The organism is Ruegeria sp. A3M17 (assembly GCF_003318255.1).
In the GTDB taxonomy this organism is placed as follows: Bacteria; Pseudomonadota; Alphaproteobacteria; order Rhodobacterales; family Rhodobacteraceae; genus Ruegeria.
This window is the reverse complement of the sequence record NZ_QOCF01000019.1, coordinates 120383-142063: the sequence shown is the minus strand read 5'-3', so window position 1 is coordinate 142063 and position 21681 is coordinate 120383. Positions and strand designations below refer to the sequence as shown.

26 protein-coding genes are annotated in these 21681 nt (G+C 56.7%); 15 read left to right on the top strand and 11 right to left on the bottom strand.

All coding sequences use genetic code 11. The features are described 5' to 3' along the window. The first annotated feature begins 106 nt into the window (after window positions 1-106). The 5 genes from thrS to DS906_RS11935 all read left to right on the top strand — a co-directional run bounded on the left by thrS (window position 107) and on the right by DS906_RS11935 (window position 4800). Window positions 107-2065: a threonine--tRNA ligase gene (gene thrS, locus DS906_RS11955; protein ID WP_113790389.1), complete on the top strand. Its 1959-nt coding sequence runs from the start codon at window positions 107-109 to the stop codon at window positions 2063-2065. A gap of 222 nt (window positions 2066-2287) precedes the next feature. Beyond that, window positions 2288-2590 (top strand): DUF2282 domain-containing protein, encoded by a 303-nt coding sequence (locus DS906_RS11950; RefSeq protein ID WP_058275886.1) that lies wholly within the window; start codon window positions 2288-2290, stop codon window positions 2588-2590. Between the two features lie 70 nt (window positions 2591-2660). Beyond that, on the top strand, window positions 2661-3518 hold the full coding sequence (locus DS906_RS11945) for a DUF692 family multinuclear iron-containing protein (RefSeq protein ID WP_113790388.1): 858 nt from the start codon (window positions 2661-2663) through the stop codon (window positions 3516-3518). Continuing rightward, complete coding sequence (locus DS906_RS11940) at window positions 3515-4276, top strand: putative DNA-binding domain-containing protein (RefSeq protein ID WP_113790387.1); 762 nt, start codon at window positions 3515-3517, stop codon at window positions 4274-4276. Before DS906_RS11945 ends, DS906_RS11940 begins: the two co-directional genes overlap by 4 nt. Next, a complete protein-coding gene (locus DS906_RS11935) occupies window positions 4273-4800 on the top strand; it encodes a DoxX family protein (protein ID WP_113790386.1) in 528 nt (175 codons plus the stop codon). Before DS906_RS11940 ends, DS906_RS11935 begins: the two co-directional genes overlap by 4 nt. 1 nt (window position 4801) lies before the next feature. Here DS906_RS11935 and DS906_RS11930 read toward each other — a convergent pair whose 3' ends face one another. Next, complete coding sequence (locus DS906_RS11930; protein ID WP_113790385.1) at window positions 4802-5170, bottom strand: hypothetical protein; 369 nt, start codon at window positions 5168-5170, stop codon at window positions 4802-4804. Window positions 5171-5209: 39 nt separating this feature from the next. After that, window positions 5210-5527, bottom strand: coding sequence for an ArsC/Spx/MgsR family protein (locus tag DS906_RS11925; RefSeq protein WP_113790384.1), 318 nt, complete (start codon window positions 5525-5527; stop codon window positions 5210-5212). Window positions 5528-5742: 215 nt separating this feature from the next. Here DS906_RS11925 and DS906_RS11920 point away from each other — a divergent pair, with 215 nt between their 5' ends. Beyond that, complete coding sequence (locus tag DS906_RS11920; protein ID WP_010439113.1) at window positions 5743-5949, top strand: cold-shock protein; 207 nt, start codon at window positions 5743-5745, stop codon at window positions 5947-5949. Between the two features lie 229 nt (window positions 5950-6178). Here DS906_RS11920 and thyX read toward each other — a convergent pair whose 3' ends face one another. After that, complete coding sequence (gene thyX, locus DS906_RS11915) at window positions 6179-7090, bottom strand: FAD-dependent thymidylate synthase (RefSeq protein WP_113790383.1); 912 nt, start codon at window positions 7088-7090, stop codon at window positions 6179-6181. Between the two features lie 175 nt (window positions 7091-7265). Between thyX and DS906_RS11910 the strand changes: the two genes are divergently transcribed. From DS906_RS11910 to DS906_RS11900, 3 genes are read left to right on the top strand one after another with little or no spacing between them, the layout of a single operon-like run. After that, window positions 7266-7694, top strand: coding sequence for a VOC family protein (locus tag DS906_RS11910; RefSeq protein ID WP_113790382.1), 429 nt, complete (start codon window positions 7266-7268; stop codon window positions 7692-7694). Next, entirely contained in the window at window positions 7691-8395 is a 705-nt protein-coding gene (locus DS906_RS11905) for a DUF1194 domain-containing protein (protein ID WP_113790381.1), read from the top strand. Before DS906_RS11910 ends, DS906_RS11905 begins: the two co-directional genes overlap by 4 nt. Beyond that, entirely contained in the window at window positions 8392-9114 is a 723-nt protein-coding gene (locus DS906_RS11900; protein WP_113790380.1) for a DUF1194 domain-containing protein, read from the top strand. Before DS906_RS11905 ends, DS906_RS11900 begins: the two co-directional genes overlap by 4 nt. On the opposite strand, the gene DS906_RS11895 is transcribed toward DS906_RS11900, so the two are convergent. The 3 genes from DS906_RS11895 to DS906_RS11885 form a co-directional block, all read right to left on the bottom strand. Next, window positions 9115-9612 (bottom strand): MarR family winged helix-turn-helix transcriptional regulator, encoded by a 498-nt coding sequence (locus tag DS906_RS11895; RefSeq protein ID WP_186437453.1) that lies wholly within the window; start codon window positions 9610-9612, stop codon window positions 9115-9117. Between the two features lie 78 nt (window positions 9613-9690). After that, the gene (locus tag DS906_RS11890; protein ID WP_113790379.1) at window positions 9691-9909 is read right to left on the bottom strand and encodes a succinate dehydrogenase assembly factor 2; all 219 of its coding nucleotides are present in this window, start codon (window positions 9907-9909) and stop codon (window positions 9691-9693) included. Window positions 9910-9944: 35 nt separating this feature from the next. After that, window positions 9945-10337 carry a helix-turn-helix domain-containing protein gene (locus DS906_RS11885; protein WP_113790378.1) on the bottom strand — a complete coding sequence of 131 codons (393 nt, stop codon included), beginning with the start codon at window positions 10335-10337 and terminating at the stop codon, window positions 9945-9947. A gap of 91 nt (window positions 10338-10428) precedes the next feature. Here DS906_RS11885 and DS906_RS11880 point away from each other — a divergent pair, with 91 nt between their 5' ends. Together DS906_RS11880 and DS906_RS11875 are read left to right on the top strand one after the other, a co-directional pair. Then, on the top strand, window positions 10429-11631 hold the full coding sequence (locus DS906_RS11880; protein ID WP_113790377.1) for a pyridoxal phosphate-dependent aminotransferase: 1203 nt from the start codon (window positions 10429-10431) through the stop codon (window positions 11629-11631). Window positions 11632-11641: 10 nt separating this feature from the next. Further along, entirely contained in the window at window positions 11642-12043 is a 402-nt protein-coding gene (locus DS906_RS11875) for a hypothetical protein (RefSeq protein WP_113790376.1), read from the top strand. Window positions 12044-12064: 21 nt separating this feature from the next. Here DS906_RS11875 and DS906_RS11870 read toward each other — a convergent pair whose 3' ends face one another. Both DS906_RS11870 and ppk2 read right to left on the bottom strand, forming a co-directional pair. Continuing rightward, complete coding sequence (locus DS906_RS11870) at window positions 12065-13429, bottom strand: MATE family efflux transporter (protein WP_113790375.1); 1365 nt, start codon at window positions 13427-13429, stop codon at window positions 12065-12067. A gap of 105 nt (window positions 13430-13534) precedes the next feature. Next, the gene (ppk2, locus tag DS906_RS11865) at window positions 13535-14458 is read right to left on the bottom strand and encodes a polyphosphate kinase 2 (RefSeq protein WP_113790374.1); all 924 of its coding nucleotides are present in this window, start codon (window positions 14456-14458) and stop codon (window positions 13535-13537) included. A gap of 126 nt (window positions 14459-14584) precedes the next feature. On the opposite strand from ppk2, the gene DS906_RS11860 reads away from it, so the two are divergent. Then, a complete protein-coding gene (locus DS906_RS11860; protein ID WP_113790373.1) occupies window positions 14585-15460 on the top strand; it encodes an alpha/beta fold hydrolase in 876 nt (291 codons plus the stop codon). A gap of 6 nt (window positions 15461-15466) precedes the next feature. Here the strand turns inward: DS906_RS11860 and DS906_RS11855 are convergent, their stop codons facing one another. After that, window positions 15467-16075: a carboxymuconolactone decarboxylase family protein gene (locus DS906_RS11855; RefSeq protein WP_113790402.1), complete on the bottom strand. Its 609-nt coding sequence runs from the start codon at window positions 16073-16075 to the stop codon at window positions 15467-15469. A gap of 190 nt (window positions 16076-16265) precedes the next feature. On the opposite strand from DS906_RS11855, the gene DS906_RS11850 reads away from it, so the two are divergent. The 3 genes from DS906_RS11850 to DS906_RS11835 all read left to right on the top strand — a co-directional run bounded on the left by DS906_RS11850 (window position 16266) and on the right by DS906_RS11835 (window position 19947). Beyond that, window positions 16266-16781, top strand: coding sequence for a hypothetical protein (locus tag DS906_RS11850; protein WP_113790372.1), 516 nt, complete (start codon window positions 16266-16268; stop codon window positions 16779-16781). Window positions 16782-16979: 198 nt separating this feature from the next. Then, a complete protein-coding gene (gene parE / locus DS906_RS11845) occupies window positions 16980-18938 on the top strand; it encodes a DNA topoisomerase IV subunit B (protein WP_113790371.1) in 1959 nt (652 codons plus the stop codon). Window positions 18939-19665: 727 nt separating this feature from the next. After that, a complete protein-coding gene (locus tag DS906_RS11835) occupies window positions 19666-19947 on the top strand; it encodes a hypothetical protein (RefSeq protein WP_113790369.1) in 282 nt (93 codons plus the stop codon). 18 nt (window positions 19948-19965) lie between these two features. Here the strand turns inward: DS906_RS11835 and DS906_RS11830 are convergent, their stop codons facing one another. Both DS906_RS11830 and DS906_RS11825 read right to left on the bottom strand, forming a co-directional pair. Next, a complete protein-coding gene (locus tag DS906_RS11830) occupies window positions 19966-20736 on the bottom strand; it encodes an alpha/beta hydrolase (RefSeq protein ID WP_113790368.1) in 771 nt (256 codons plus the stop codon). 68 nt (window positions 20737-20804) lie between these two features. Further along, window positions 20805-21644, bottom strand: a complete 840-nt coding sequence (locus tag DS906_RS11825) for a DMT family transporter (protein ID WP_113790367.1) — start codon at window positions 21642-21644, stop codon at window positions 20805-20807. Window positions 21645-21681 lie beyond the last annotated feature (37 nt).

Here is a 21681-nt window from a genome sequence, read left to right as displayed (position 1 = left end):
CGCGGTTGGGTGCTTGACAGGTCATGCTGCAACTGCCAAATGGATCAAACACACATAACCCGCAACCGGGCGTTCAGTGGGCGCCAAACCGACGAGGAGAGCCGATATGGCCCTGGACTCACAGTCAGTCTCCCTTACTTTTCCCGATGGCAGTTCCCGATCCTTTGACGCAGGCGTGACGCCCGCGCAGGTGGCTGCCGACATCTCGACCTCGCTGGCCAAAAAGGCCATCTCGGCCACCGTGAACGGCCAGCACTGGGACCTGCAGTGGCCCATCGAATCTGACGCGCAGATCGCCATCCACACCATGAAAGATGAGGAACAAGCCAATGAGCTGATCCGTCACGATCTGGCCCATGTGATGGCGCGTGCAGTTCAGGAAATCTGGCCCGCAACCAAGGTTACCATCGGCCCCGTGATTGACAACGGCTGGTACTACGATTTCGACCGGGAAGAACCGTTTACCCCCGAAGATCTTGGCCTCATCGAGAAAAAGATGAAAGAGATCATCAACAAGCGCGATCCCGTCACTACCGAAATCTGGGATCGTCAGCGCGCGATCGAATTCTACAAGGCAAACGACGAGCCTTATAAGGTCGAACTGATCGAAGCCATTCCGGGTGATGAACCCCTGCGCATGTACTGGCACGGTCACTGGCAGGATTTGTGCCGTGGCCCGCACTTGCAGCACACCGGCCAATTGCCGGGCGACGCCTTCAAGCTGATGAGCATTGCCGGCGCCTATTGGCGCGGTGATAGCGACCGCGCGATGCTGCAACGCATTTACGGCGTGGCCTTCACCGGCAAGGAAAAGCTCAAAGCGCACCTGCATAGGCTGGAAGAGGCCGCCAAGCGCGACCACCGTAAGCTGGGTAAGGAAATGAACCTGTTCCATATGCAGGAAGAGGCCCCTGGTCAGGTGTTCTGGCATCCAAACGGCTGGACCATCTACACCACGCTTCAGGATTACATGCGCCGCAAACAACGCGCAGGTGGGTATCGTGAAATCAACACGCCTCAGGTCGTAGACCGTAAATTGTGGGAAGCCTCCGGCCACTGGGACAAATATCAGGAACACATGTTCATCGTCGAAGTTGAAGAGGAACATGCCAAGGAAAAGGCCGTCAACGCGCTCAAGCCGATGAATTGCCCCTGCCATGTGCAAGTGTTCAATCAGGGCCTGAAATCCTATCGCGACCTGCCCCTGCGGCTGGCCGAGTTCGGATCATGCTCGCGCTACGAACCCTCAGGCGCGTTGCATGGTATTATGCGTGTACGAGGTTTCACACAGGATGACGGCCATATCTTCTGCACCGAAGACCAGATTCAAGACGAATGCGCCAAGTTCATCAACTACCTTGCGGACGTCTATGCGGACCTCGGATTTGAAAAGTTCGAGATCAAATTCGCAACTCGTCCGGAAAAACGTGTCGGAAGTGACGAAAGCTGGGATCATGTCGAAGGCGCTCTGGAAGCCGCCATCAAAGCCACTGGTCGCGAATTCACACTGGAGCCCGGGGATGGCGCCTTCTATGGGCCCAAACTGGATTTCTATCTGACCGATGCAATTGGCCGGGTCTGGCAGTGCGGCACTTTCCAGGTTGATCCGAACCTGCCTGAACGCTTGGGTGCGACCTATATTGCCGCTGACGGTAGCAAGCAGCGCCCCTATATGTTGCACCGCGCCTGCCTGGGCTCGTTCGAGCGTTTCGTCGGTATCATGATCGAGGAGCATGCCGGTAAGCTGCCGTTCTGGCTGGCCCCGCGCCAGGTGGTTGTCGCCTCGATCACGTCCGAAGCGGATGACTATGTGCTGGAAGTGGTTGAGACACTCAAGGCCGCAGGCGTGCGCGTCGAGGCGGATATCCGCAACGAGAAGATCAACTACAAAGTCCGAGAACATTCGGTCGGCAAGGTTCCGGTCATTCTGGCCGTGGGTCACCGCGAAGTTGAAGAGCGTACCGTAAGTGTGCGCCGGCTCGGTGAAAAACAGACACAGGTTCAATCGCTTGAGGCTGTAACAAAAGAGCTGTCATTGGCCGCGACGCCGCCTGATCTTCTGTAACATTCGGCTACAAATTGCCCGAAATCCGACCCCGAATTTGGGGTCGGGTTGAAACATTTTCTATTTTTCATTTCAAAAACAGTTTGTTAACCTTCAAGAGGGCATTACGCTCTTTGACGGGGTTGTGAGACACGGGCTCGTGAATTCACCTGCCCCGATTTAGCTACTACCTTTGTCATTGTCACAAGAAGACATACGCAGTCATCAAAAGGGATTACCGAGATGTCGAACACCGCAAAAACCCTGGTTATCGCAAGCGCAGTTGCAGCAGCCGTATCTGGCGTCGCCACAACCGCCTCCGCACAAGCCAAAGAGAAATGCTATGGCGTTTCGCTGGCCGGTCAGAACGATTGTGCCGCTGGCCCCGGCACCACCTGCGCGGGCACCTCGACCGTTGACTATCAGGGCAACGCCTGGACTTTGGTCGACGCTGGAACCTGCGCCGATATCGAACTGCCCAAGTCGGCAGATGGTGCAGCGCGTGAAGGTTCGCTGGAACCGCTGGAGCGCGACCTGCCGGCATAAGCCTAAGCATCTGAGAACCGGAGGGGCGGGCCCAATCGCCCGCCTCTTTTCGTGACCGGAGGATTTGCACATGCTGGATAGTTCACGTCAATCGAACAGGCTGCCCGCGGCACCAGGGGTCGGGTATAAACCCCAGCATTACGACCAGATTTTGGACCACGCGCATCCGGTCGGCTGGCTTGAGATCCATGCCGAAAACTACATGGGTGATGGCGGCAGGCCGCTTGCGCAATTGCGTCACCTCTCTGAAAAATTTCCCATTTCCGTCCACGGCGTTGGTCTCTCGATTGGTGGAGAAGGCCCCTTGGACCCCGATCATCTGGCGCGCTTGAAACACTTGGTGGGGTGGCTGAATCCGGCCAGCTTTTCCGAGCATCTGGCCTGGTCGACCCATGACAGTCATTTCCTGAATGATCTTCTGCCCCTGCCCTACACTGACGAAACGCTGGAGCGAATCTGTGCCCATATAGACCAGGTTCAGGAAACCGTGGGGCGGCAAATGCTGCTAGAAAACCCGTCCAGCTATTTGGCTTTTGAAGAAAGCTCATGGTCCGAGCCTGACTTCCTGCGGGAAATCGCACGTCGGACAGGATGTGGTCTTTTGCTGGATGTGAACAATGTCTTCGTGTCGGCAACGAATCTGGACTTCTCGCCGCAGAGCTACATCGATGCCTACCCGCTGAACAATGTCCACGAGATACACCTTGGCGGTCATGACGAAGACGAAGACGATCATGGGCGTCCCTTGCTGATCGACAGCCACGGTCGCGAGGTCGTCGATCCGGTGTGGGCGCTGCTGGATTACGTGTTGGACCGTTCCGGCCCCAAACCCGTTCTGATCGAATGGGATACGGACGTACCCGACTGGTCCGTTCTTCGGGCCGAAGCAGATCGGGCTCAGGCGGCACTGGACCGCATCCCCGCATGAGCGTTTCGCAAACCACGTTCCGCGCAGCCCTGCTTGACCCGTCGGCGGCTGTTCCGGACGGTTTGTGGGATGCCGCAGAACGCCCCGCCGGGCGGCGGTTCAGCGTTTACCGCAACAACGTGGCTGTTTCGCTGACCGAAGCGATGCATCAGGCCTTTCCGGTGATCACACAGCTGTTGGGATCTCAGAACATGGATGGGCTTGCCGGGCTTTTCCTGCGCAAACACCCCCCGTCTTCACCGCTGATGATGTTCTACGGTGAGGAATTTCCGGAGTTCCTTGCCGGGATGGAGCAACTGTCGCACCTTGGCTACCTTGCCGACGTAGCGCGTCTGGAACTGGCACTGCGCCGGTCCTACCACTCTGCCGACAGCCAGGCGGCACCGCCTGATGCGCTGGCCATCCCACCAGAAGAGATCGTTCTGGCGAAGCTGGAGTTTGCACCATCCTTGAAGGTTCTTCGTTCGGACTGGCCGTTGTTTTCGATCTGGCGCTTCAATTCCGAAGACGGTGCACCAAAACCTGCACCCGGGTCCGAAGATATCCTGATCACCCGACCCGAATTCGACCCGGCCCCGCATTTGCTGCCCAAAGGCGGAGCGGACTGGATCGCCCACATTCAGGCCGGGCTTACCATTGGCGAGGCATTCGAACATACCTCTGCCGAATTCCCCGAATTTGACCTTGGGGCCACTCTGGCGCTGCTTTTGCAGGGCGGCGCGATTACTTCTGTGTCTATCGAAAGGCTGGCAACATGACTGCCCTGATCTCTCTTCACAATAATACCCTGGGTCGGCTGGAAATGACCTCTGGCTGGCTCACGCCAACACTGGCCCGGGTGGTTTTTGCCGCGACGCTGCTTGTCTATTATTGGAACTCAGCAACCACCAAACTTGGCAGTGGTATTTTGGGTTTCCTGTTCCCGTCTGACGGTGCATATGTCCAGATATTTCCCAAAGCGATGGAAGCCGTCAGTTATGACAGTTCACAACTTGGCTTTTCTTATTGGGTGATCGCAGTTGCCGGCACCTGGGCCGAGTTTCTACTGCCGGCCTTGATTCTAGTCGGCCTTCTGTCCCGGCTGGCGGCCTTGGGTATGATCGGATTTGTCTGGGTTCAGACAATTGTCGACGTCACCGGGCATGGCACAGCGCTGGGAAGCTATTTCACCGCCGCAGCAAACGTGCTGGACCAGCGGACGCTCTGGACTTTCGTGCTGCTCGTTATTGTGATCAACGGCGCAGGCCCCTTGTCTGTCGACCGGGCCCTGCACGTAAAATGACCTAGAAATGTGCCTTGGGCTCGTCCGGTTTTCCCGCTGCCAGCCCAAGGATGCCTGCCACGGCGGCAAAGGCCACCGGAAACATCGTAAAAGCGTTGAATCCAAACGCAAAATACATCCCGACGGCTGAGATCAGCAGCAATATTCCACCGATCAGAGCCCGCGCATGAGCCATTGCGCCCCCCGCGATGGCCAGCAAAGGCGCAATAATGGAAGCAGTCTGGATGAACTGTACGTTGTCCACTTGTTCGGCAAGGCCTTCGATCTCACCGTAATGGTCTATAAATTCGATATAGCCATACCCAAAAAAGCCAACAATCATTCCGATCAAACCGGCAATGACGCCCAAAATCATTGATGCGTTGCGCATTTAAACCCTCATATTTACGTCAGACACATAAGCGCCCAATCAGGCAACGCCAAGACTTGCCTTGGTTTTCGCGGTCCAGCCCAACAACAACGTACCGTCATCTTCGATCAAGGGGCGCTTCATCAAAGTCGGGTGTTCCTTCAGCAACTCCAGATGTGGTCGCGTGCGTTGTTCCGCGTCCAATCCACGCCAAGTTGTTGACCGGGTATTGAGCAAAGCTTCGCCGAACGTATCAAACGCCTCTGTCAGGACAGAATCGGGAACACCTTGCGTTCGAACGTCTATAAATTCAATATTTTCAATTTCTTTCAATGCCTTACGGCAAGTATCGCAATTTTTCAGGCCATATAGACGCATTTTGGGACCATTCCTGTACTTGTATGAATTTTGGGCATTTTTGCCTGCTACTTCCAGTAATTCTTGATTTTTTACTTCACCGTGCAATGTTGAAAAAGACGAAACACACAATTCGGGCTGCGTCGTGTGGGCGAAGCGGTGATGCGTTGTGGTTACGTCAACCACTGCCCCCACCAATTTGTGGGACAACGTGTAAGTAGAAGGAGACACGGGAAATGCCAACTGGCACCGTGAAATGGTTTAATACCACGAAAGGCTATGGGTTTATTGCCCCTGACGAAGGTGGCAAGGACGTTTTTGTTCATATCTCGGCCGTAGAACGGTCCGGTCTGACCGGACTCGCTGACAATCAGAAAGTCTCGTATGAGTTGGAAGACGGACGCGACGGCCGCCAAATGGCCTCTGATTTGAAGCCGTTATAAAACACCCCGTCATCTGCGGGTACTAAAAGCAGGCCAACGGCCAATTTCCGGCCGTTGTCCATTCTCATGGGTTTGAAACCTTACCCTCGCGTCGGTTTGGAATCGGCATGAGTGCTTTCTTTTTAGCCAAACACCACGATTTCCGAGCGTTCCCACATCACACTGATGACTGATGTTATGAGCCATTCAAAAAGGCATCATGACATCAGAAGTATGGCTACTGGCGGTCTTACCCCTTGTGAATGACAGCCTCGAACTCGCGCCATTCCCGCGCCGTCATGCCCGAATTTTCCTGCGTCACAGTTTCACCGGCCAGCATACGTCGCAGGCTATCAACCATCTGCGCCGAAAGGTTAACCGCACCCAGACGGTAATCTTCGAACGCTTTATACGCGAAGGGCACCCAGTCAGCGACGATCTTGCACATCATGTCGGCATAGACCCGGATTTCGTACTGAGCGTGCGGGTCCGCCCGCAGGCGCAGGAAATGGAACAGGTTGTGCAGATCCACCTTCCAGTACCACTGCGTGTAGATATTCGCAGGCAAGTTCATGCGTGCCAGTTCACGCGCCAGCCCCTGCTGACCATCCTGGTTGATCATGGCTTCGTAATTGTCATAACACCGCGCACTGTCGGCCTTGAGCATTTCCAGAACGCGGGCCGCCTCTTCGCCTTGCAGGGCGTCGCCGCGGCCCTGATTGTTCACTTCGGACTGCGCGGCCACGTGGTCCGGTGCAGGGATATAGAACTCGCGGTCCAGAATCGAATATCGGGCCGAGTATTCGTTCACGTTGGCGGTGCGGTGACGAATCCATTGACGGGCCACAAAGACCGGCAGTTTGACGTGCAGCTTGATTTCGCACATCTCGAACGGGGTTGAGTGCCAGTGCCGCATCAGATAGCGGATCAGCCCCTCGTCATTCTGCACTGATTTGGTGCCCTTGCCGTAAGATACGCGTGCCGCCTGACAAATTGCTGCGTCATCCCCCATGTAGTCAATGACGCGCACAAATCCGTGGTCCAGCACCTGATGCGCGGTATAGAGGTGGTCTTCCATCCCCTCAGCCACAACGCGGCGTGTTGGATGCGATTGCGCCCGTTGCGCTTCGATCTCGGCCAGTTGGTCAGAGGACAGCGGCATGAAAGTTCCTTTCCAGCAATGAGTCGCCCACCACTATATATCGGCAATTCCCAGACCGGAACCGCGACATGTGCACCAAGCGTCGCAAATTCCAAATTGTGTCCGCCCTGCCCCTCGACACGCTTGGCCCGCGCGCTAAGCTGCAGCGCATCACCTGAATAGAAAGGAAGCCACAATGGGGCTGACATATCTTCACACCATGGTCCGCGTGAAGGATCTGGAGAAGTCGATGGCGTTCTACGAACTGCTGGGCCTGAAGGAAACCCGCCGTTATGACAGCGAAGCGGGCCGGTTTTCGCTGATCTTCATGGCCCCTCCAGGACAAGAGGATCGGCCGATCGAACTGACCCATAACTGGGATGGGGATGACACTTTGCCCAGCGACAGTCGTCATTTCGGGCATCTCGCTTATGGGGTCGACAACATCTATGACGTTTGCCAGCGCCTGCAGAACAACGGCGTCGTGATCAATCGCCCACCGCGTGACGGGCGTATGGCGTTTGTACGCTCACCCGACAATATCTCGGTCGAGCTGCTGCAAAATGGTGACGCGCTGGAACCGGCCGAGCCCTGGGCCAGCATGGAAAGTGCCGGTCACTGGTGATCCGCTGGCTGATAGCATTGGGTCTGGCCGTTCTGGCCAGCCCCGTTCGGGCCGAGACCTGCCGGCTTGCCCTGGCGCTGGCTATAGATATCTCGACTTCGGTGGATGAGAATGAAGACGTTTTGCAGCGACAGGGTCTGGCCGCTGCATTGATCGCACCAGAAGTGGTCGAGGCGTTTTTTTCCTCGCCCGCGCCGGTCGCATTAGCCGTGTACGAGTGGAGCGGCCGCACCACACAGCGCGTTATTCTGAACTGGTCCATGATCAACACCGAGGCCGATCTGCTGGTTGCGGCCTCAACGGTGCAGCAATCTGTTCGTTCGGATAGCGCTTCGGCCACGGCAATGGGCTATGCCTTGGCATTTGGCGCGACCTTGATGCAACAAGCGCCGCCCTGCCTGTTCCAAACTATCGATCTGTCCGGCGATGGCTCAAACAATGACGGCTATGGGCCGGACTCAGCATACCGGCACTTTCCCTTTCAAAACGTCGTGGTCAACGGGTTGGTGATCAACGCTGCGGACTTTGAAGGAGAGCTGTTTCTCATCCCGTTCTTCGAAAACAACGTTCTGCACGGCCCTGGCGCATTTTTAGAAATCGCACAAGGGTTCGAGGATTTTGAGCGCGCGATGCGCCGCAAGCTGGAACGGGAATTGAAAGGGTTGCAGATAGGTGCGTTGAAGGAGGGTGCGCATCAATGATCCGCCTCCTGGCCGCAGTACTTTCCATGCTCGCCAGCACCGCCGCGTCGGAATGCAGGCAAGCATTGGCGTTGGGGCTGGACGTGTCCGGTTCGGTCGACAGCACCGAGTATGGGATGCAAACCGGCGGTCTGGCTGCGGCCCTGCAGCGCCCCGAAGTTGTGCAACTGATCCTGTCCGACGCCAGCCCGCCGGTGCGATTGGCAATCTACGAATGGAGCGAAACCCGCCATCAACGCATGTTGGTAAACTGGACTGAGGTCCGCACGGCACAAGATCTTGCACGGATCAGCAACCAATTGAAGACCGTCACGCGGGGTAACGCACCACAAGGCACGGCTGTTGGATCGGCAATGCGGTTCGGAGCTAATCTACTGTCACAGCAACCGAACTGCTGGAAACGCACGTTGGATCTGTCAGGGGACGGCAAGCACAATCTGGGCCCTCATCCACGCAGCGTGAAAGCCGAACTGGAAAACACCGGCATCACGATCAACGGGCTGGTGATCGGAGCAGACGATCCCAGTCATGGCGACAAACGCTATGTTCAGGTCGGTGAGCTTTCCGCCTATTACAACACATGGGTTATTCTGGGGGCCGGAGCCTTCGTCGAAGTCGCTTTGGGCTTTGAGGCCTATGAGGACGCGATGACCCGAAAACTGATACGCGAGCTGGAGGGGCTCACCCTGTCCGACGCCACAGATACCCTGCGCCCCTGATCAATAGATGTAGCGAATTTGGTCAGTCCAATACCGCTCGACCCGCCGCAGGGATGTGGTGATGTCGTCGATGCCTTCCAGCCCCAACACGCCGCGATTTTGCAGCCCCTCAGCGTGGCGCAAAAACAGCTCGGATACGACATCGCGTATCTCACGCCCGCGCGGGGTCAACCGAACCCTTACGGACCGGCGGTCGATCTCGCATCTTTGATGATGCATGTACCCCATTTCGACCAGCTTTTTCAGGTTATAGCTGACATTGCTGCCCTGATAATACCCGCGGCTTTTCAGTTCACCTGCGGTGACTTCATGGTCGCCGATATTGAACAAAAGCAGGGCCTGCACGGCGTTGATCTCCAATACGCCGACACGTTCAAACTCATCCTTGATGACGTCCAATAGCAACCGGTGCAGCCGTTCCACCAAGGCAAGTGCCTCAAGATAGCTGGTCATGAACCCTTTGGTTCCCGGCGCGGAGACCTGCATTTCCATACTCATCCGATCCTCCGATTCAGTCGCGCTGTTTCAGACAGGATGAATGGAAATCCCGAAAAATCGGTTAAGCCGGGTTTTCTTTTATTTTTGAAAGGTCTGCGCGATGTCCGATATCAATTCGGAATAGGATTCAGGCGGCTGCGCCTGCCCTGTGACCCATTGATAAAGATCCTGGTCGTTTTCGTGCAGCAACGCATCATAATTATCCAGATCCGACGGCTCCATGGCCGTCAGATTTCGGTCAGCATAGGCCGACAGGATCAGATCCATTTCCTTGATCCCACGCCGCATGGATCGCATCTTCAGCCGCTTTATTCTAACGTCCCGAGGTTCGTTCACCGACCCTGCTCCAGCATCAGACGCACCCTTTTCTCCAGCTTCGCGGCCCGCTCAGCGCTGGCGCGCATTTCACCGCGGATTGAACGCAGCTCGGCCACGACATCCGCAAGCTCGGGTGCGTCCTCTTCCGCTTCGACGGGGGCATCCATGCCTTCGCCTTCACCGGTCAGCAACCACATGATCGACACGTTGACCATACCTGCCATCATGGAAAGACGGTTCGCGCGCGGCTCGGACAGATCATTTTCCCAGGCTGCAATTGTTGTCTTTTTCACGCCAAGCCTGCGGGCCATCTGGGCCTGGGTCATACCAGCCGCTTCACGCGCCCCTGCCAGTCTGTCCCCGAATGTCGCAGAGTCCGGTCCGTACCAGTCATTCTCGTCGTTCATCGGGCTCTCCAATTCCATAATTCATATCGCTTGATCGTCATTCGAGCGCACCCTATGACAGTCAAGCTGAACATACAAATCGAGGCCGACCATGAGTTTCCTTTCTGCGACACTGTCACGCGTGAAGCCATCGCCCACCATTGCGATCACCGCCAAGGCGGCCGAGTTGAAAGCTGCCGGGCGCGATGTCATCGGTCTAAGCGCGGGCGAGCCTGATTTCGACACCCCGCAGAACATCAAGGACGCAGCAGTTGCGGCCATCGCAGCCGGTAAGACCAAATACACGGCGCCCGATGGCATCCCTGAATTGAAACAAGCCGCTTGCGCCAAGATGAAGCGTGACCATGGGTTGGATTACACGCCCGCTCAGATTTCGGTTGGCACCGGCGGCAAGCAAACTTTGTACAATGCCCTGATGGCCACGATGAACGAGGGCGATGAGGTTGTGATCCCTGCACCCTATTGGGTTAGCTATCCCGACATGGTGCTTTTGGCCGGGGGTACTCCGGTAATCGCGGAAACTTCGATCCAGACAAACTTCAAGCTGACTGCAGATCAGCTTGAGGCTGCGATCACGCCGAAGACCAAGTGGCTTATCTTCAACTCACCGTCGAACCCCACTGGTGCAGGCTATAGCCGTGAAGAGCTGAAAGAACTGACCGACGTCCTGATGCGCCATCCGCATGTTTGGGTCATGTCCGACGACATGTATGAACATCTGGCCTATGACGGGTTCGAATTCTGCACACCGGCCGAGGTCGAGCCACGCCTTTATGATCGGACGCTGACCTGTAACGGTGTCTCCAAGGCCTACGCCATGACTGGCTGGCGCATTGGTTACGCGGCAGGACCGGTCGAGGTCATCGCCGCAATGCGCAAGATCCAATCGCAATCGACCTCGAACCCCTGCTCGGTCAGCCAATGGGCGGCGGTTGAGGCACTGAACGGGACGCAGTCCTTTTTGGCCCCCAACAACGAAACGTTCAAACGGCGCCGCGATCTGGTTGTTCGCATGCTGAACGAAATCGACGGCATCAGCTGCCCAACCCCTGAGGGCGCGTTCTACGTCTATCCATCCATTGCCGGGCTAATTGGAAAAACCACCCCCGCAGGCATTGTGATCGACTCGGATGAGGCGTTTGCCACCGCATTGCTGGAAGAGGTGGACGTGGCCGTCGTGTTTGGTGCAGCCTTTGGCCTGTCTCCGAACTTTCGGGTCAGCTATGCGACCTCGGACGAGGCGCTGACCGAAGCTTGCACCCGTATCCAGCGCTTTTGCGCATCATTGACTTGAGTAAGCGCAAATGACGTCGGAACTGCCCGAATATTATTTCCGCGTTCGCGAAAATGGTGCGGCGGTTTTCAGGATCGACACTGAAAACCGCCAGCGCCGGATCGAGATGGATCAAATCGCGGTCATCAACATCCGCAATGGCGAGGTGAAACCGCAAGGCCAACGCACGTTGTCCGACGCTGACAAAGCCGAGATTGCCCGTTGGATGGAGGCACGAAAAGCGTTGCTGGCCCAGCGTGACATCGACGACATTCACCGCGCGGTTGATTACCTGAACCTCACCACGCAATGGGCGCAATCCAAGGCGACACCAGAGCAGCTGGAAGACGTAACCGACCGGTTGCTGCTGGCCATGCATGATCTACGCTCGGTCCTGGTGCGAAAAAAGGCAGACCGCTTCGGCAAAGAATGACTCGGAGTGACCCGCCACAGCTTACTCGGCGGGCACACCAACCTCACGGATGGACCGCATCCAGAACCGCGCCATCAGCATAACCGCTGCGCAGGCCAGGCCCAGAACAAGGCCCAGCCAGACTCCGATTCCGTCCATGCCCAATACGAAGCCAAAGTAATACGACGACGTGATCCCTACGCCCCAATAGCTGAGCGCGGCCATGACCATCGGGACCTTTGCATCCTGCAACCCACGCAGCAACCCCAACGCAATGACCTGTGCGCCATCCACCAATTGGAACAAAGCCGCCATGGCCAGCAGGCCTGTACCGATCATCAGAATTTCCGGACGCTGCGGGTCATCCGGTTCCATGAACAGGGAAATCAAAGGCTCGGCATAGGCAAGGAATAGGATGACAGTCAGGACCGAGATCACCAAAGACATCCCCGTCACCGCAATCGCGCCGCGTTCCAGATGTGGCCTATCTTTCCGGCCCAACGCGTTCCCGGCCCGGATCGTCGCAGCGTTTGACAGCCCCAGATGCACCATGAACGTCGCGGATGCCAAATTCAATGCAATGCCATGTGCCGCCAACGGAACCTGACCCAGCCAGCCCATCATGATTGCTGACATTGCGAACAAGCTGACCTCGGACAGAGTCGTCAGACCAATCGGCACACCAAGGCGGAGAACGCTCAGAAACATCTCCCAGTCCGGACGCCAGAACCTTTGGAACAGACTATGTTCGGGCAAAACGCGCATGGCGTAGATCACCACGCAAACCAACGATACGATCTGAGTGACAACCGACGCGATGGCGGCACCCATCACACCCAGCTCAGGGGCTCCCCAATTGCCGAAGATCAGGGCATAGTTGGTGATCGCGTTGACCACTGCAGCGGCCACGGTGATCCACAAAACGATCTGTGTCCGCTCCAACGCGGCCAGATAGGATTTTAGCACCATCACCAAAAGCGCCGGAATTAGGCCCCACCCAGCAACCCTAAGATATTGGGACGCGGTTTCAGCGACTTGCGGGTCCTGCTTCAACGCAAGGAAAATAGGGTACGACCACCACAGCATTGGCATCATGACCGCCGCATAGATCAACGACAACCACAACCCCATGCGCGTTGTACGGCGAATACTTGTTTCGTCTTCTTCTGCCGCAGCCGTCGCCACCATTGGCATAACGGCCAAACCGAATCCGGCCCCAAACAGGAACAGCACAAAGAAATAGCTGCTGGCCAGGGTCACGGCGGCCAGCGCCTCGACACCGTACCAACCCAGCATGACCGTATCCGTCAGCCCAATTGCAAATTGGGCCAGGTGCCCGCCGATCAGCGGCAGGCCCAGCACAGAAATGGCCCGAAAGTGGCCACCATATGTCATCACCTTACTCATTCGAACAGCCTTATGCCCGGCCCGAGGCCGGGACAAGAGGCGAACGGCGAAATTTCACCTTGAGACTACACCCGCAGGTTCAAATGTTACCTGAGAGGACTACTGTCACACCGTTTCAGGATGCAGTGAATTGCCCAGAATATGTTCCGAATGCTGGATCACGTGATGCGCCTGCCCGACGATCAAAGGATCGGGGCTGTTGACGATTTCATGGTTCTTGTCCGGATAATCCAGTGTGGACAGGAAGTGGCGCATGCAATTCAGGCGCGCGCGCTTTTTGTCGTTCGATTTCACGATGGTCCACGGGGCGTCGGCTGTGTCGGTATAGAAGAACATCGCCTCCTTGGCCTCGGTATAATCGTCCCATTTATCAAGGCTGGCCTTGTCGATCGGCGACAGCTTCCACTGTTTCAAAGGATCGGTTTCGCGGCTTTTGAACCGGCGTTGCTGTTCGGGTTGCGTGACCGAGAACCAGTATTTGTAGAGCTGGATACCCGAGCGCACCAGCATCCGCTCCAGCTCGGGCGTTTGACGCATGAACTCGAGATATTCGTTGGGTGAGCAAAATCCCATCACCCGTTCAACCCCGGCGCGGTTGTACCAGGACCGGTCGTAGAAAACCATTTCACCCACAGTGGGCAATTCCTGAACATAGCGCTGATAGTACCACTGCCCCTTCTCTTCCCAAGTGGGCTTGTTCAGGGCAACGACACGTGCTTGGCGTGGGTTCAGGTGCTCCATAAAGCGTTTGATCGTTCCACCTTTGCCTGCGGCATCCCTGCCCTCAAACAACAAGACAAACCGCTGGCCGGTTTCCTGTGCCCAATGTTGTACTTTTAGCAATTCTGCCTGCAGTTGCGCCTTTTCCGCCTCATAAGATTTGCGCGCCATTTTGCGATCATAAGGATATTTGCCGCTTTCAAAGGCCTGACGAATTCTCTCGGGGCTTGGCTCGGTCGGTGAGGTTTTGGCTATCGCCGACAGGTTGGCAGGGTCTTGCACATTCTCGATCTGCGTCACTACTTCCATTCAGGTTCTCCTTGTCTCACTGTCCGGGAAAACGCCTAGCAGTCGGGTGAGAAACACGCTTTGATTGGTGTCAAACTTTTACATCTTTCTGGGCGTGTGCTTCAGGTACAACAAAGGGCTTCGGCTATGGAAAACAAGTTCATTGATCTTAACGGCCAGAGGTTCCTACTGCGCAGCTGGGGGGACCCCGACCTTCCGCCCTTGTTGATGCTTCACGGGTTTCCCGAATTTGGCGGCGCGTGGCAGGATCTGGCCCCGCTTTTGTCCTCCGACTTTCATTGCATCGCCCCCGATCAACGCGGCTACGGGCAAAGCTGGGCACCGGATGGCGTCGGCCACTATGCCCTGTCGCGACTGGTCTCGGACATGGTGACGCTGATCAAGGGGTTCGCCCGTCCGGTTTGTGTTCTTGGCCACGATTGGGGAGCGTCTGTGGCCTATGGTTTGGCCATGTTCCGCTCGGATCTGGTGGACCGGTTGATCATCGCCAACGGCGTGCACCCGGCACCCTTCCAACGGGCCATGGCCGCAGGGGGCGCGCAATCCGAGGCTTCGCAATACATCAATGCCCTGCGCGCACCAGACGCGGCGGAGCGTTTGTCGACTGACAATTTCGCCAAACTCGAACAGTTTTTTCGTTTCGGGATGGGCACAGACTGGCTGACGGACCAGCAAATGCAGGTCTATCGTACAGAATGGGCCCGGCCCGGGCGGCTGGAGACTATGCTGAACTGGTACCGCGCGTCACCGCTGGTGGTTGCGAAACCCGGCGCACCGCGCACGGATCTGCCAGAGCTGCCGAAGGAACGGTTGATGGTTCGCTGCCCCCACCTGTTGCTGTGGGGGCGTGAAGACAAGGCGTTGCTGCCAGAATCGACTGAGGGACTGGAAGACTACGCACTCGATCTTACGCGCATAGACATTCCGAACGCTGATCACTGGCTGCACCATCAACAGCCCGAAGCGGTGGCGCAGGCAATCATGGGCTGGATGGCGCGCTAAATCCGCTTACCGGTGCCCCCAATCCGCCGGGTCATCCGAGTTGTTGGGCGACAGGCCCAATATGTCACCATCTGTGGAACACCCCAGCCCCAAAACGGTCCGGTTCGCATAAGAAAAATACGCGCAGACCTGATTGATTTCGAGGATCTCACCATCGTCCCATCCGGCCGAGCGCAGGGTTTCTACGTCTTGCTGCTTCAACTCCGCCGGGGCTTCGGTCAGTTTGCGCGCGTAACGCATGGCCTCGATCTGGGCCGTATCCAACGGGGCCTCCTCTGGCGTGCCAGCCTCAATCGCCGCACGAATTGCCTGACTACGCTCCGGATCGCCCAGCATGCGCTGCAGACCGCCGTAATGGTGCTCGACACAATAACTGCATTTGTTCAGCACACTGACCCATACGCCCAACACCTCAAGAAACCATTTCGGGATCGTGTTGGACGAATGGTGCAGCACGTTCTTGTACATGGCCATGTGACCTTCCATCGAATGTGGCCGCAAGGAATGCACCATCATGATGTTGTCGACATTGTTGCCGGGGCCAGTAACACGGTCGTAAAGTTTCCTGAGTTTTCCTGTTGCTTCATCAAAAGGGATGGTTCTGATCCAGCTCATCTCTTTGCCTCCCGTATCCATTTGCTTTTGCAGCCAAACCTAAACAGGTTGCAGGAACAATGCGAGGCCTTGGCGGCCACGTCTACCCGGGACATTTCACCTGACTGCAATGAGAACGCTCTGGGCATTCTCCACCGCCACCTGATAAAGAACTGCCGACACCCCGTTTCACTATTTTGATTTTTCAGCCATGCGCCTTCCTCTGTACTTGTTTGTCCTGTCAATCTGCGGCCTGTTCGCGACTCTGTTCCACTCTGCTCTTTCTGATTGGGCAATGGTCGCAGGGCTTTGCATCGTCGCAAGCGCGATATTGCTGGTTGGAAAATGGTTGCGCAGATCGAAAGCCCCGAAGAACTGGGCCGTTGTTGACGGATCAAATGTTCTGCATTGGCGAGAGGGCGTTCCGGACATTGCCACCGTGCGCGAAGTCGTCGACGCTCTGACAACGGCCGGCCTGACCCCCGGCGTCGTGTTCGATGCAAATGTCGGCTACAAAATCTCGGATCGCTACATGAAGGACAAAACCCTTGCAGCTCTGCTTGGGTTGCCCATTGACCACGTTATGGTCGCACCCAAGGGAACGCCAGCCGACCCGCTTGTTTTACAGGTCGCTCGCGACCTAAGTGCTACTATTGTCACAAACGACCGTTTTCGCGACTGGATTGACGATTATCCGGATGTGCTGCAGGCCAAAGAGCTGGTGTAGGGTGGCCATCGGAATAGGGCGCTCTGGCTGACCTTGTGACCGTGGTTCCAGCCAAGTCAAACATATAGCGTTTCAACCTCAGTGCCCGATCGGGGCGCATCATAGCTGACAAACCGCACACAACACTTCGCGCGCCCCTTCCCCCGGACCACATCCCCTGCCATAATGGGACCAAACCCAAAAACAAGAGCAGCACCCATGCCCGACGATCTGTTGACGCCAGAAGCGACCAATACCTATGACGCCTCCTCGATCGAGGTGCTTGAAGGTCTGGAACCGGTCCGCAAACGCCCCGGCATGTATATCGGCGGCACGGACGAACGCGCGCTGCACCATATGGTCGCCGAAATCCTCGACAACTCGATGGACGAAGCGGTTGCGGGCCACGCCAACCGGATCGAGGTTGAGCTGCACGCCGATTACGCCCTGACGGTGCGCGATAACGGGCGCGGTATTCCGATCGACCCCCACCCCAAGTTTCCGGACAAATCCGCGCTCGAGGTGATCCTCTGCACCCTGCACGCTGGCGGTAAGTTCTCGGGCAAGGCCTATCAGACCTCGGGCGGTCTGCACGGTGTGGGTGCATCGGTTGTTAATGCGTTGTCAGATTCCATGGTCGTGCAGGTGGCGCGGGACAAACAACTGTATGAGCAACGCTTTTCGCGTGGTGTTCCGCAGGGTCCGGTCGAAAAAGTGGGCGCAGCGCCGAACCGGCGTGGCACTACCGTCACTTTCCACGCCGACCCGGACATCTTCGGACATCATAAGTTCAAACCTGCCCGCTTGTTCAAATCCATCCGCTCCAAGGCCTACCTGTTCTCGGGCGTCGAAATTCGCTGGAAATCCCATATCGACGATGGCGAAACGCCAACCGAGGCCAGCTTCCATTTCCCGGGCGGCTTGTCGGATTACCTCAAGGAAACGATGAACGGCTCGTCCACCTATGCCGAGCAACCCTTTGCCGGCACTGTGGACTTTCGAGAAAAATTCGGTGCCGCCGGCAAGGTCGAATGGGCGATCAACTGGACGCCCTCGCGCGACGGGTTCATCCAGTCCTACTGTAACACCGTCCCCACCCCCGAAGGCGGCACCCATGTCGCCGGGTTCTGGGCTGCAGTCCTGAAAGGGATCAAGGCGTACGGCGAACTGATCAACAACAAGAAGGCCGCGCAGATCACCCGCGACGACCTGATAACCGGTGGCTGCGCGCTGGTGTCCTGCTTTATCAGTGAACCGGAATTCGTGGGCCAGACCAAAGATCGCCTTGCGACGGTCGAGGCGCAGCGGCTGGTAGAGAATTCGGTCCGCGACCATTTCGATAACTGGCTGGCCGCGGACACGAAATCCGCCGGTGCTATTCTCGATTTCCTCATTCTGAGGTCCGAAGAACGTCTGCGCCGACGCGCCGAGAAAGAAACACAACGTAAGTCCGCCACTAAAAAACTTCGTCTTCCCGGCAAGTTGGTGGACTGTTCTAGTTCAACACGCGACGGAACAGAATTATTCATCGTCGAAGGAGATTCTGCGGGCGGTTCTGCAAAAATGGGCCGAAACCGCAAAACGCAGGCCCTGCTGCCCCTGCGTGGCAAGATCCTGAACGTGCTGGGCGCGGCCAGTTCCAAGCTGGGCACCAATGCCGAGATCAACGATCTGACGCAAGCGCTGGGTGTCGGTCTTGGGACCAAGTTCAACGTCGACGATCTGCGCTATGACAAGATCATCATCATGACCGACGCGGACGTGGACGGCGCGCATATCGCGGCGCTGCTGATGACGTTCTTCTTTACCCAGATGCGCCCGATGATCGACACGGGCCACCTGTACCTGGCCTGCCCGCCCCTGTATCGCCTGACCCAAGGCGCGAAACGCGTTTATTGCCTGGACGAGGCCGAGCGCGACGAATGGCTTGAGAAAGGTCTGGGCGGCAAGGGTAAAATCGACGTATCCCGCTTCAAAGGTCTGGGTGAGATGGACGCCAAAGACCTGAAAGAGACTACGATGGACCCCGCGTCCCGGAAATTGATCCGGGTCACCATCGACGAGGACGAACCCGGTGAGACCGGCGACCTGGTCGAGCGCCTGATGGGCAAAAAACCCGAACTGCGGTTCCAGTACATTCAGGAGAACGCGCGGTTTGTGGAGGAGTTGGATGTTTGAGAATTCTCTATAGAGCACAATATTCCTGCCTAAAATCGGCTTATAAGGACTTTTGAAAAGCAGTTGGCTATCAGAAAAACAGTTCAAATCGCTTTTTTCGTTGTACTAGGTGGCCTTGCAGTGTCTGCGGCCGCCATTCCTCGTGACTGGGTAATCGAGCCTATCGACGAATGTGATATTGCGAGAACTTGGCACGAATGGGAAATCATAAGGACTGGAGAACCTGTATCCTTTCAGGAATTCCTCGAAAATTACTATCGGGCATCCTCTCCGGAATTTACGCGATCAGGATTTAGTCCCTCACCATACGCTGTCTCAATAAAACGGAAGTCAAACAACGAGTTATTTATTCATGAGATAAAGGTGTACGAGTTTGAGATAACTTGGACTGGCAAGACAAAGTCGATTCTGACTATGGGCACGAACGTAGAGAGCTGGGGTATGCGTAGAAAGATAGTTTGTGATTAACGGCAACTTTGGTGCACGTGGTTCCAATCGAAAGTGAACGGCCCAGCGTTCACACCCACCGAAAAACCTCAACTCTTACCTAGCCAAGATACAACGATTTGAGTGTGGGTTGTTCATGTGGGCAGCGCCCGCAAACCCCTTGCCTAACCCGTTGATCTCGTTCACACTTGCGCGCAATTGTCATCAAAGAACAAATTTTGAGGATCCGAGCGTCCAAGACCCAATTTGAACGAACATAAATTTCGAACGGGAGGACAATATGAAAGCACTAACCCTCGGGCTGGCCTTTGCCTTGCTGGCCAGTCAGGCAGGCGCGCAGCAGTCGCTGATCGGCGCGTCGCCTATTCCGGTCGGGGCAGAGTTACGGTTCTGCTATTACAATGGCCTCGCTTATTCGGTGGACGCCTATGTTGTGATCTCTGGCAACAACACCGTGACCGAAACGTCCAGTGCGCGCGAAGAACACCTTCTGCGTTGTATCAAAGGCGGCGACGGTGCCATGAAGTGGAAACCTGAGAGCGGTATTCAGGTCAATCGCTGAACTGAAAGGTCGGGCCTTCTAGCCCACCTTCCCCTCCAGCCAGTCCGCTATCTGGCCGGCGGGATGCTCCCAGTCGGGCTCCATGAAAAGGAAATGCGCGTGGTTTTTCACGGGCATAAACGTCGCGCGATCCCCGTACAGATTGGCCAGCGCACGGCAGGTGTTTGGGTTGACGGCGCGATCCTCGGTGCCCGAGACGATCAGCACCGGGCAGTCGACCTTGTCGATATCGACCTTCATCGCGTGGTGATCGTCGAACATCCAAAAGAACATCTCGAACATCACTCGACCGCTTTCTGCACCCAGTTGGTCGAACACCTCATGCTGCTGCGCCTCGGGCATCTTGTTCAGCGCAAAAGGGGCCATCAGGTCGAACTCGACATGCATGGGCTGTTTCCAGAACGCCCCACCCTCCATCAGCGCGCGCGGGATGGCGCGCTCATCGTCGGTTTCGGGCAACGTCCCCCACGGTGCGTTCGGATTGATCAGGACAATGGCGCTGGCCAACCTGCGCGCGGCCACTTGCTGCGCCACCACGCCCGCGATGGCATGGCCGAGGATGACCGGCTTGCTGTCCAAGCCCTGCACGAGCTCGGTAATATCATTGGCATAATCCGCGACACTGATATCCGTAAGTCCGGGGTCAGGCTCGGCCTTGGGGTCCCCGCCATGAAAGCGCAGCGCAGGAGTATGCACCGTCCAACCACGTGCGCGGAAGAAACCCGCGTAGTCCGCCATACACCAAGGTCCGGCAAAGGCCCCATGGATCAGAACTATCTCTTTGGTCATCAAAACGCCCTCTCGTCACTTGCCCCCACTATGCGAGACGACAGGCACGCGCGGCAAGGCCGTCGGGGTCAGACAGACATACCGATCAGGGCAACGCCAACGGCCATCAGTAAGGCCGCACCAAGGCGACGCATCCAGTTACCCTCATGCAAGAAGATAAACCCGATCAGCGCAGCGAAGATCACCGAAGTCTCGCGCAGTGCTGAAACCGCACCCAGTGGTGCGAAGTTCTTGGCGTAAAGCACCAGACCATAGGCCGTCATCGACACCAGCCCGCCCAGGATTCCGATCATCCAGACCTTGGCAGGAAGGTTGGCCAGTGTGTCCCGCTTTTTGATGCCGACGAACCCGGCGATGAACAGGTGCAGAAACGCGCCCCAGGCCCAGTAGCTAAGCGTATTGCCCGACAGCCGCACGCCGATGCCGTCCACCACCGAATAGATTGAGATGCAAAACCCCGTACCCAGTGCAAACCACAGCGCCCAGCGCCCGACGCCGGACCGCAGGGCACTCCAACTGCTGAGCTGAATACCAAGCGCGATCAGCGCAATCCCGCCCCATGCCTGCAGCGGTAGAACCTCGCCCACCAGTATCATCGCCCAGAGCGAGACCAACGCAGGCACGATACCACGGGCGATAGGGTAGACGACGCTCAGATCCCCATGCTGATAGGCTTTGCCCAGCATGTAGTAGTACCCAAAATGCACGACGGTCGAGATCAGGATATAGGGAAAGCTCTCAGCGCTGGGCAGCGGCAGTAGCAGGACCATGGCTGTCGCTGGGATGACATGCCCAAATGCGACAAGACCCAATGTGGTCGTTCGGTCGGCGGCTGTTTTGACGATGGCGTTCCACACCGCATGCAGCAACGCAGCCGTCAAAATGATGGCGATGACAAACAGAGTCACGTCCGAACCTTTCGCGCAGAGAGAACCAGCCCTAGAT

What these genes read in the sequence shown, in the direction of transcription:
- DS906_RS11940 (WP_113790387.1), top strand. Translation starts at nt 3,515, where the DNA reads ATGAGCGTTTCGCAAACCACGTTCCGCGCAGCCCTGCTTGACCCGTCG.
- DS906_RS11855 (WP_113790402.1), bottom strand. Translation starts at nt 16,075, where the DNA reads ATGAGCTGGATCAGAACCATCCCTTTTGATGAAGCAACAGGAAAACTC.
- DS906_RS11945 (WP_113790388.1), top strand. Translation starts at nt 2,661, where the DNA reads ATGCTGGATAGTTCACGTCAATCGAACAGGCTGCCCGCGGCACCAGGG.
- DS906_RS11880 (WP_113790377.1), top strand. Translation starts at nt 10,429, where the DNA reads ATGAGTTTCCTTTCTGCGACACTGTCACGCGTGAAGCCATCGCCCACC.
- DS906_RS11870 (WP_113790375.1), bottom strand. Translation starts at nt 13,429, where the DNA reads ATGAGTAAGGTGATGACATATGGTGGCCACTTTCGGGCCATTTCTGTG.
- DS906_RS11830 (WP_113790368.1), bottom strand. Translation starts at nt 20,736, where the DNA reads ATGACCAAAGAGATAGTTCTGATCCATGGGGCCTTTGCCGGACCTTGG.
- DS906_RS11930 (WP_113790385.1), bottom strand. Translation starts at nt 5,170, where the DNA reads ATGCGCAACGCATCAATGATTTTGGGCGTCATTGCCGGTTTGATCGGA.
- DS906_RS11860 (WP_113790373.1), top strand. Translation starts at nt 14,585, where the DNA reads ATGGAAAACAAGTTCATTGATCTTAACGGCCAGAGGTTCCTACTGCGC.
- DS906_RS11835 (WP_113790369.1), top strand. Translation starts at nt 19,666, where the DNA reads ATGAAAGCACTAACCCTCGGGCTGGCCTTTGCCTTGCTGGCCAGTCAG.
- DS906_RS11885 (WP_113790378.1), bottom strand. Translation starts at nt 10,337, where the DNA reads ATGAACGACGAGAATGACTGGTACGGACCGGACTCTGCGACATTCGGG.
- DS906_RS11900 (WP_113790380.1), top strand. Translation starts at nt 8,392, where the DNA reads ATGATCCGCCTCCTGGCCGCAGTACTTTCCATGCTCGCCAGCACCGCC.
- parE (WP_113790371.1), top strand. Translation starts at nt 16,980, where the DNA reads ATGCCCGACGATCTGTTGACGCCAGAAGCGACCAATACCTATGACGCC.
- thyX (WP_113790383.1), bottom strand. Translation starts at nt 7,090, where the DNA reads ATGCCGCTGTCCTCTGACCAACTGGCCGAGATCGAAGCGCAACGGGCG.
- DS906_RS11895 (WP_186437453.1), bottom strand. Translation starts at nt 9,612, where the DNA reads ATGAGTATGGAAATGCAGGTCTCCGCGCCGGGAACCAAAGGGTTCATG.
- thrS (WP_113790389.1), top strand. Translation starts at nt 107, where the DNA reads ATGGCCCTGGACTCACAGTCAGTCTCCCTTACTTTTCCCGATGGCAGT.
- DS906_RS11950 (WP_058275886.1), top strand. Translation starts at nt 2,288, where the DNA reads ATGTCGAACACCGCAAAAACCCTGGTTATCGCAAGCGCAGTTGCAGCA.
- ppk2 (WP_113790374.1), bottom strand. Translation starts at nt 14,458, where the DNA reads ATGGAAGTAGTGACGCAGATCGAGAATGTGCAAGACCCTGCCAACCTG.
- DS906_RS11890 (WP_113790379.1), bottom strand. Translation starts at nt 9,909, where the DNA reads ATGCGATCCATGCGGCGTGGGATCAAGGAAATGGATCTGATCCTGTCG.
- DS906_RS11925 (WP_113790384.1), bottom strand. Translation starts at nt 5,527, where the DNA reads ATGCGTCTATATGGCCTGAAAAATTGCGATACTTGCCGTAAGGCATTG.
- DS906_RS11935 (WP_113790386.1), top strand. Translation starts at nt 4,273, where the DNA reads ATGACTGCCCTGATCTCTCTTCACAATAATACCCTGGGTCGGCTGGAA.
- DS906_RS11910 (WP_113790382.1), top strand. Translation starts at nt 7,266, where the DNA reads ATGGGGCTGACATATCTTCACACCATGGTCCGCGTGAAGGATCTGGAG.
- DS906_RS11850 (WP_113790372.1), top strand. Translation starts at nt 16,266, where the DNA reads ATGCGCCTTCCTCTGTACTTGTTTGTCCTGTCAATCTGCGGCCTGTTC.
- DS906_RS11875 (WP_113790376.1), top strand. Translation starts at nt 11,642, where the DNA reads ATGACGTCGGAACTGCCCGAATATTATTTCCGCGTTCGCGAAAATGGT.
- DS906_RS11920 (WP_010439113.1), top strand. Translation starts at nt 5,743, where the DNA reads ATGCCAACTGGCACCGTGAAATGGTTTAATACCACGAAAGGCTATGGG.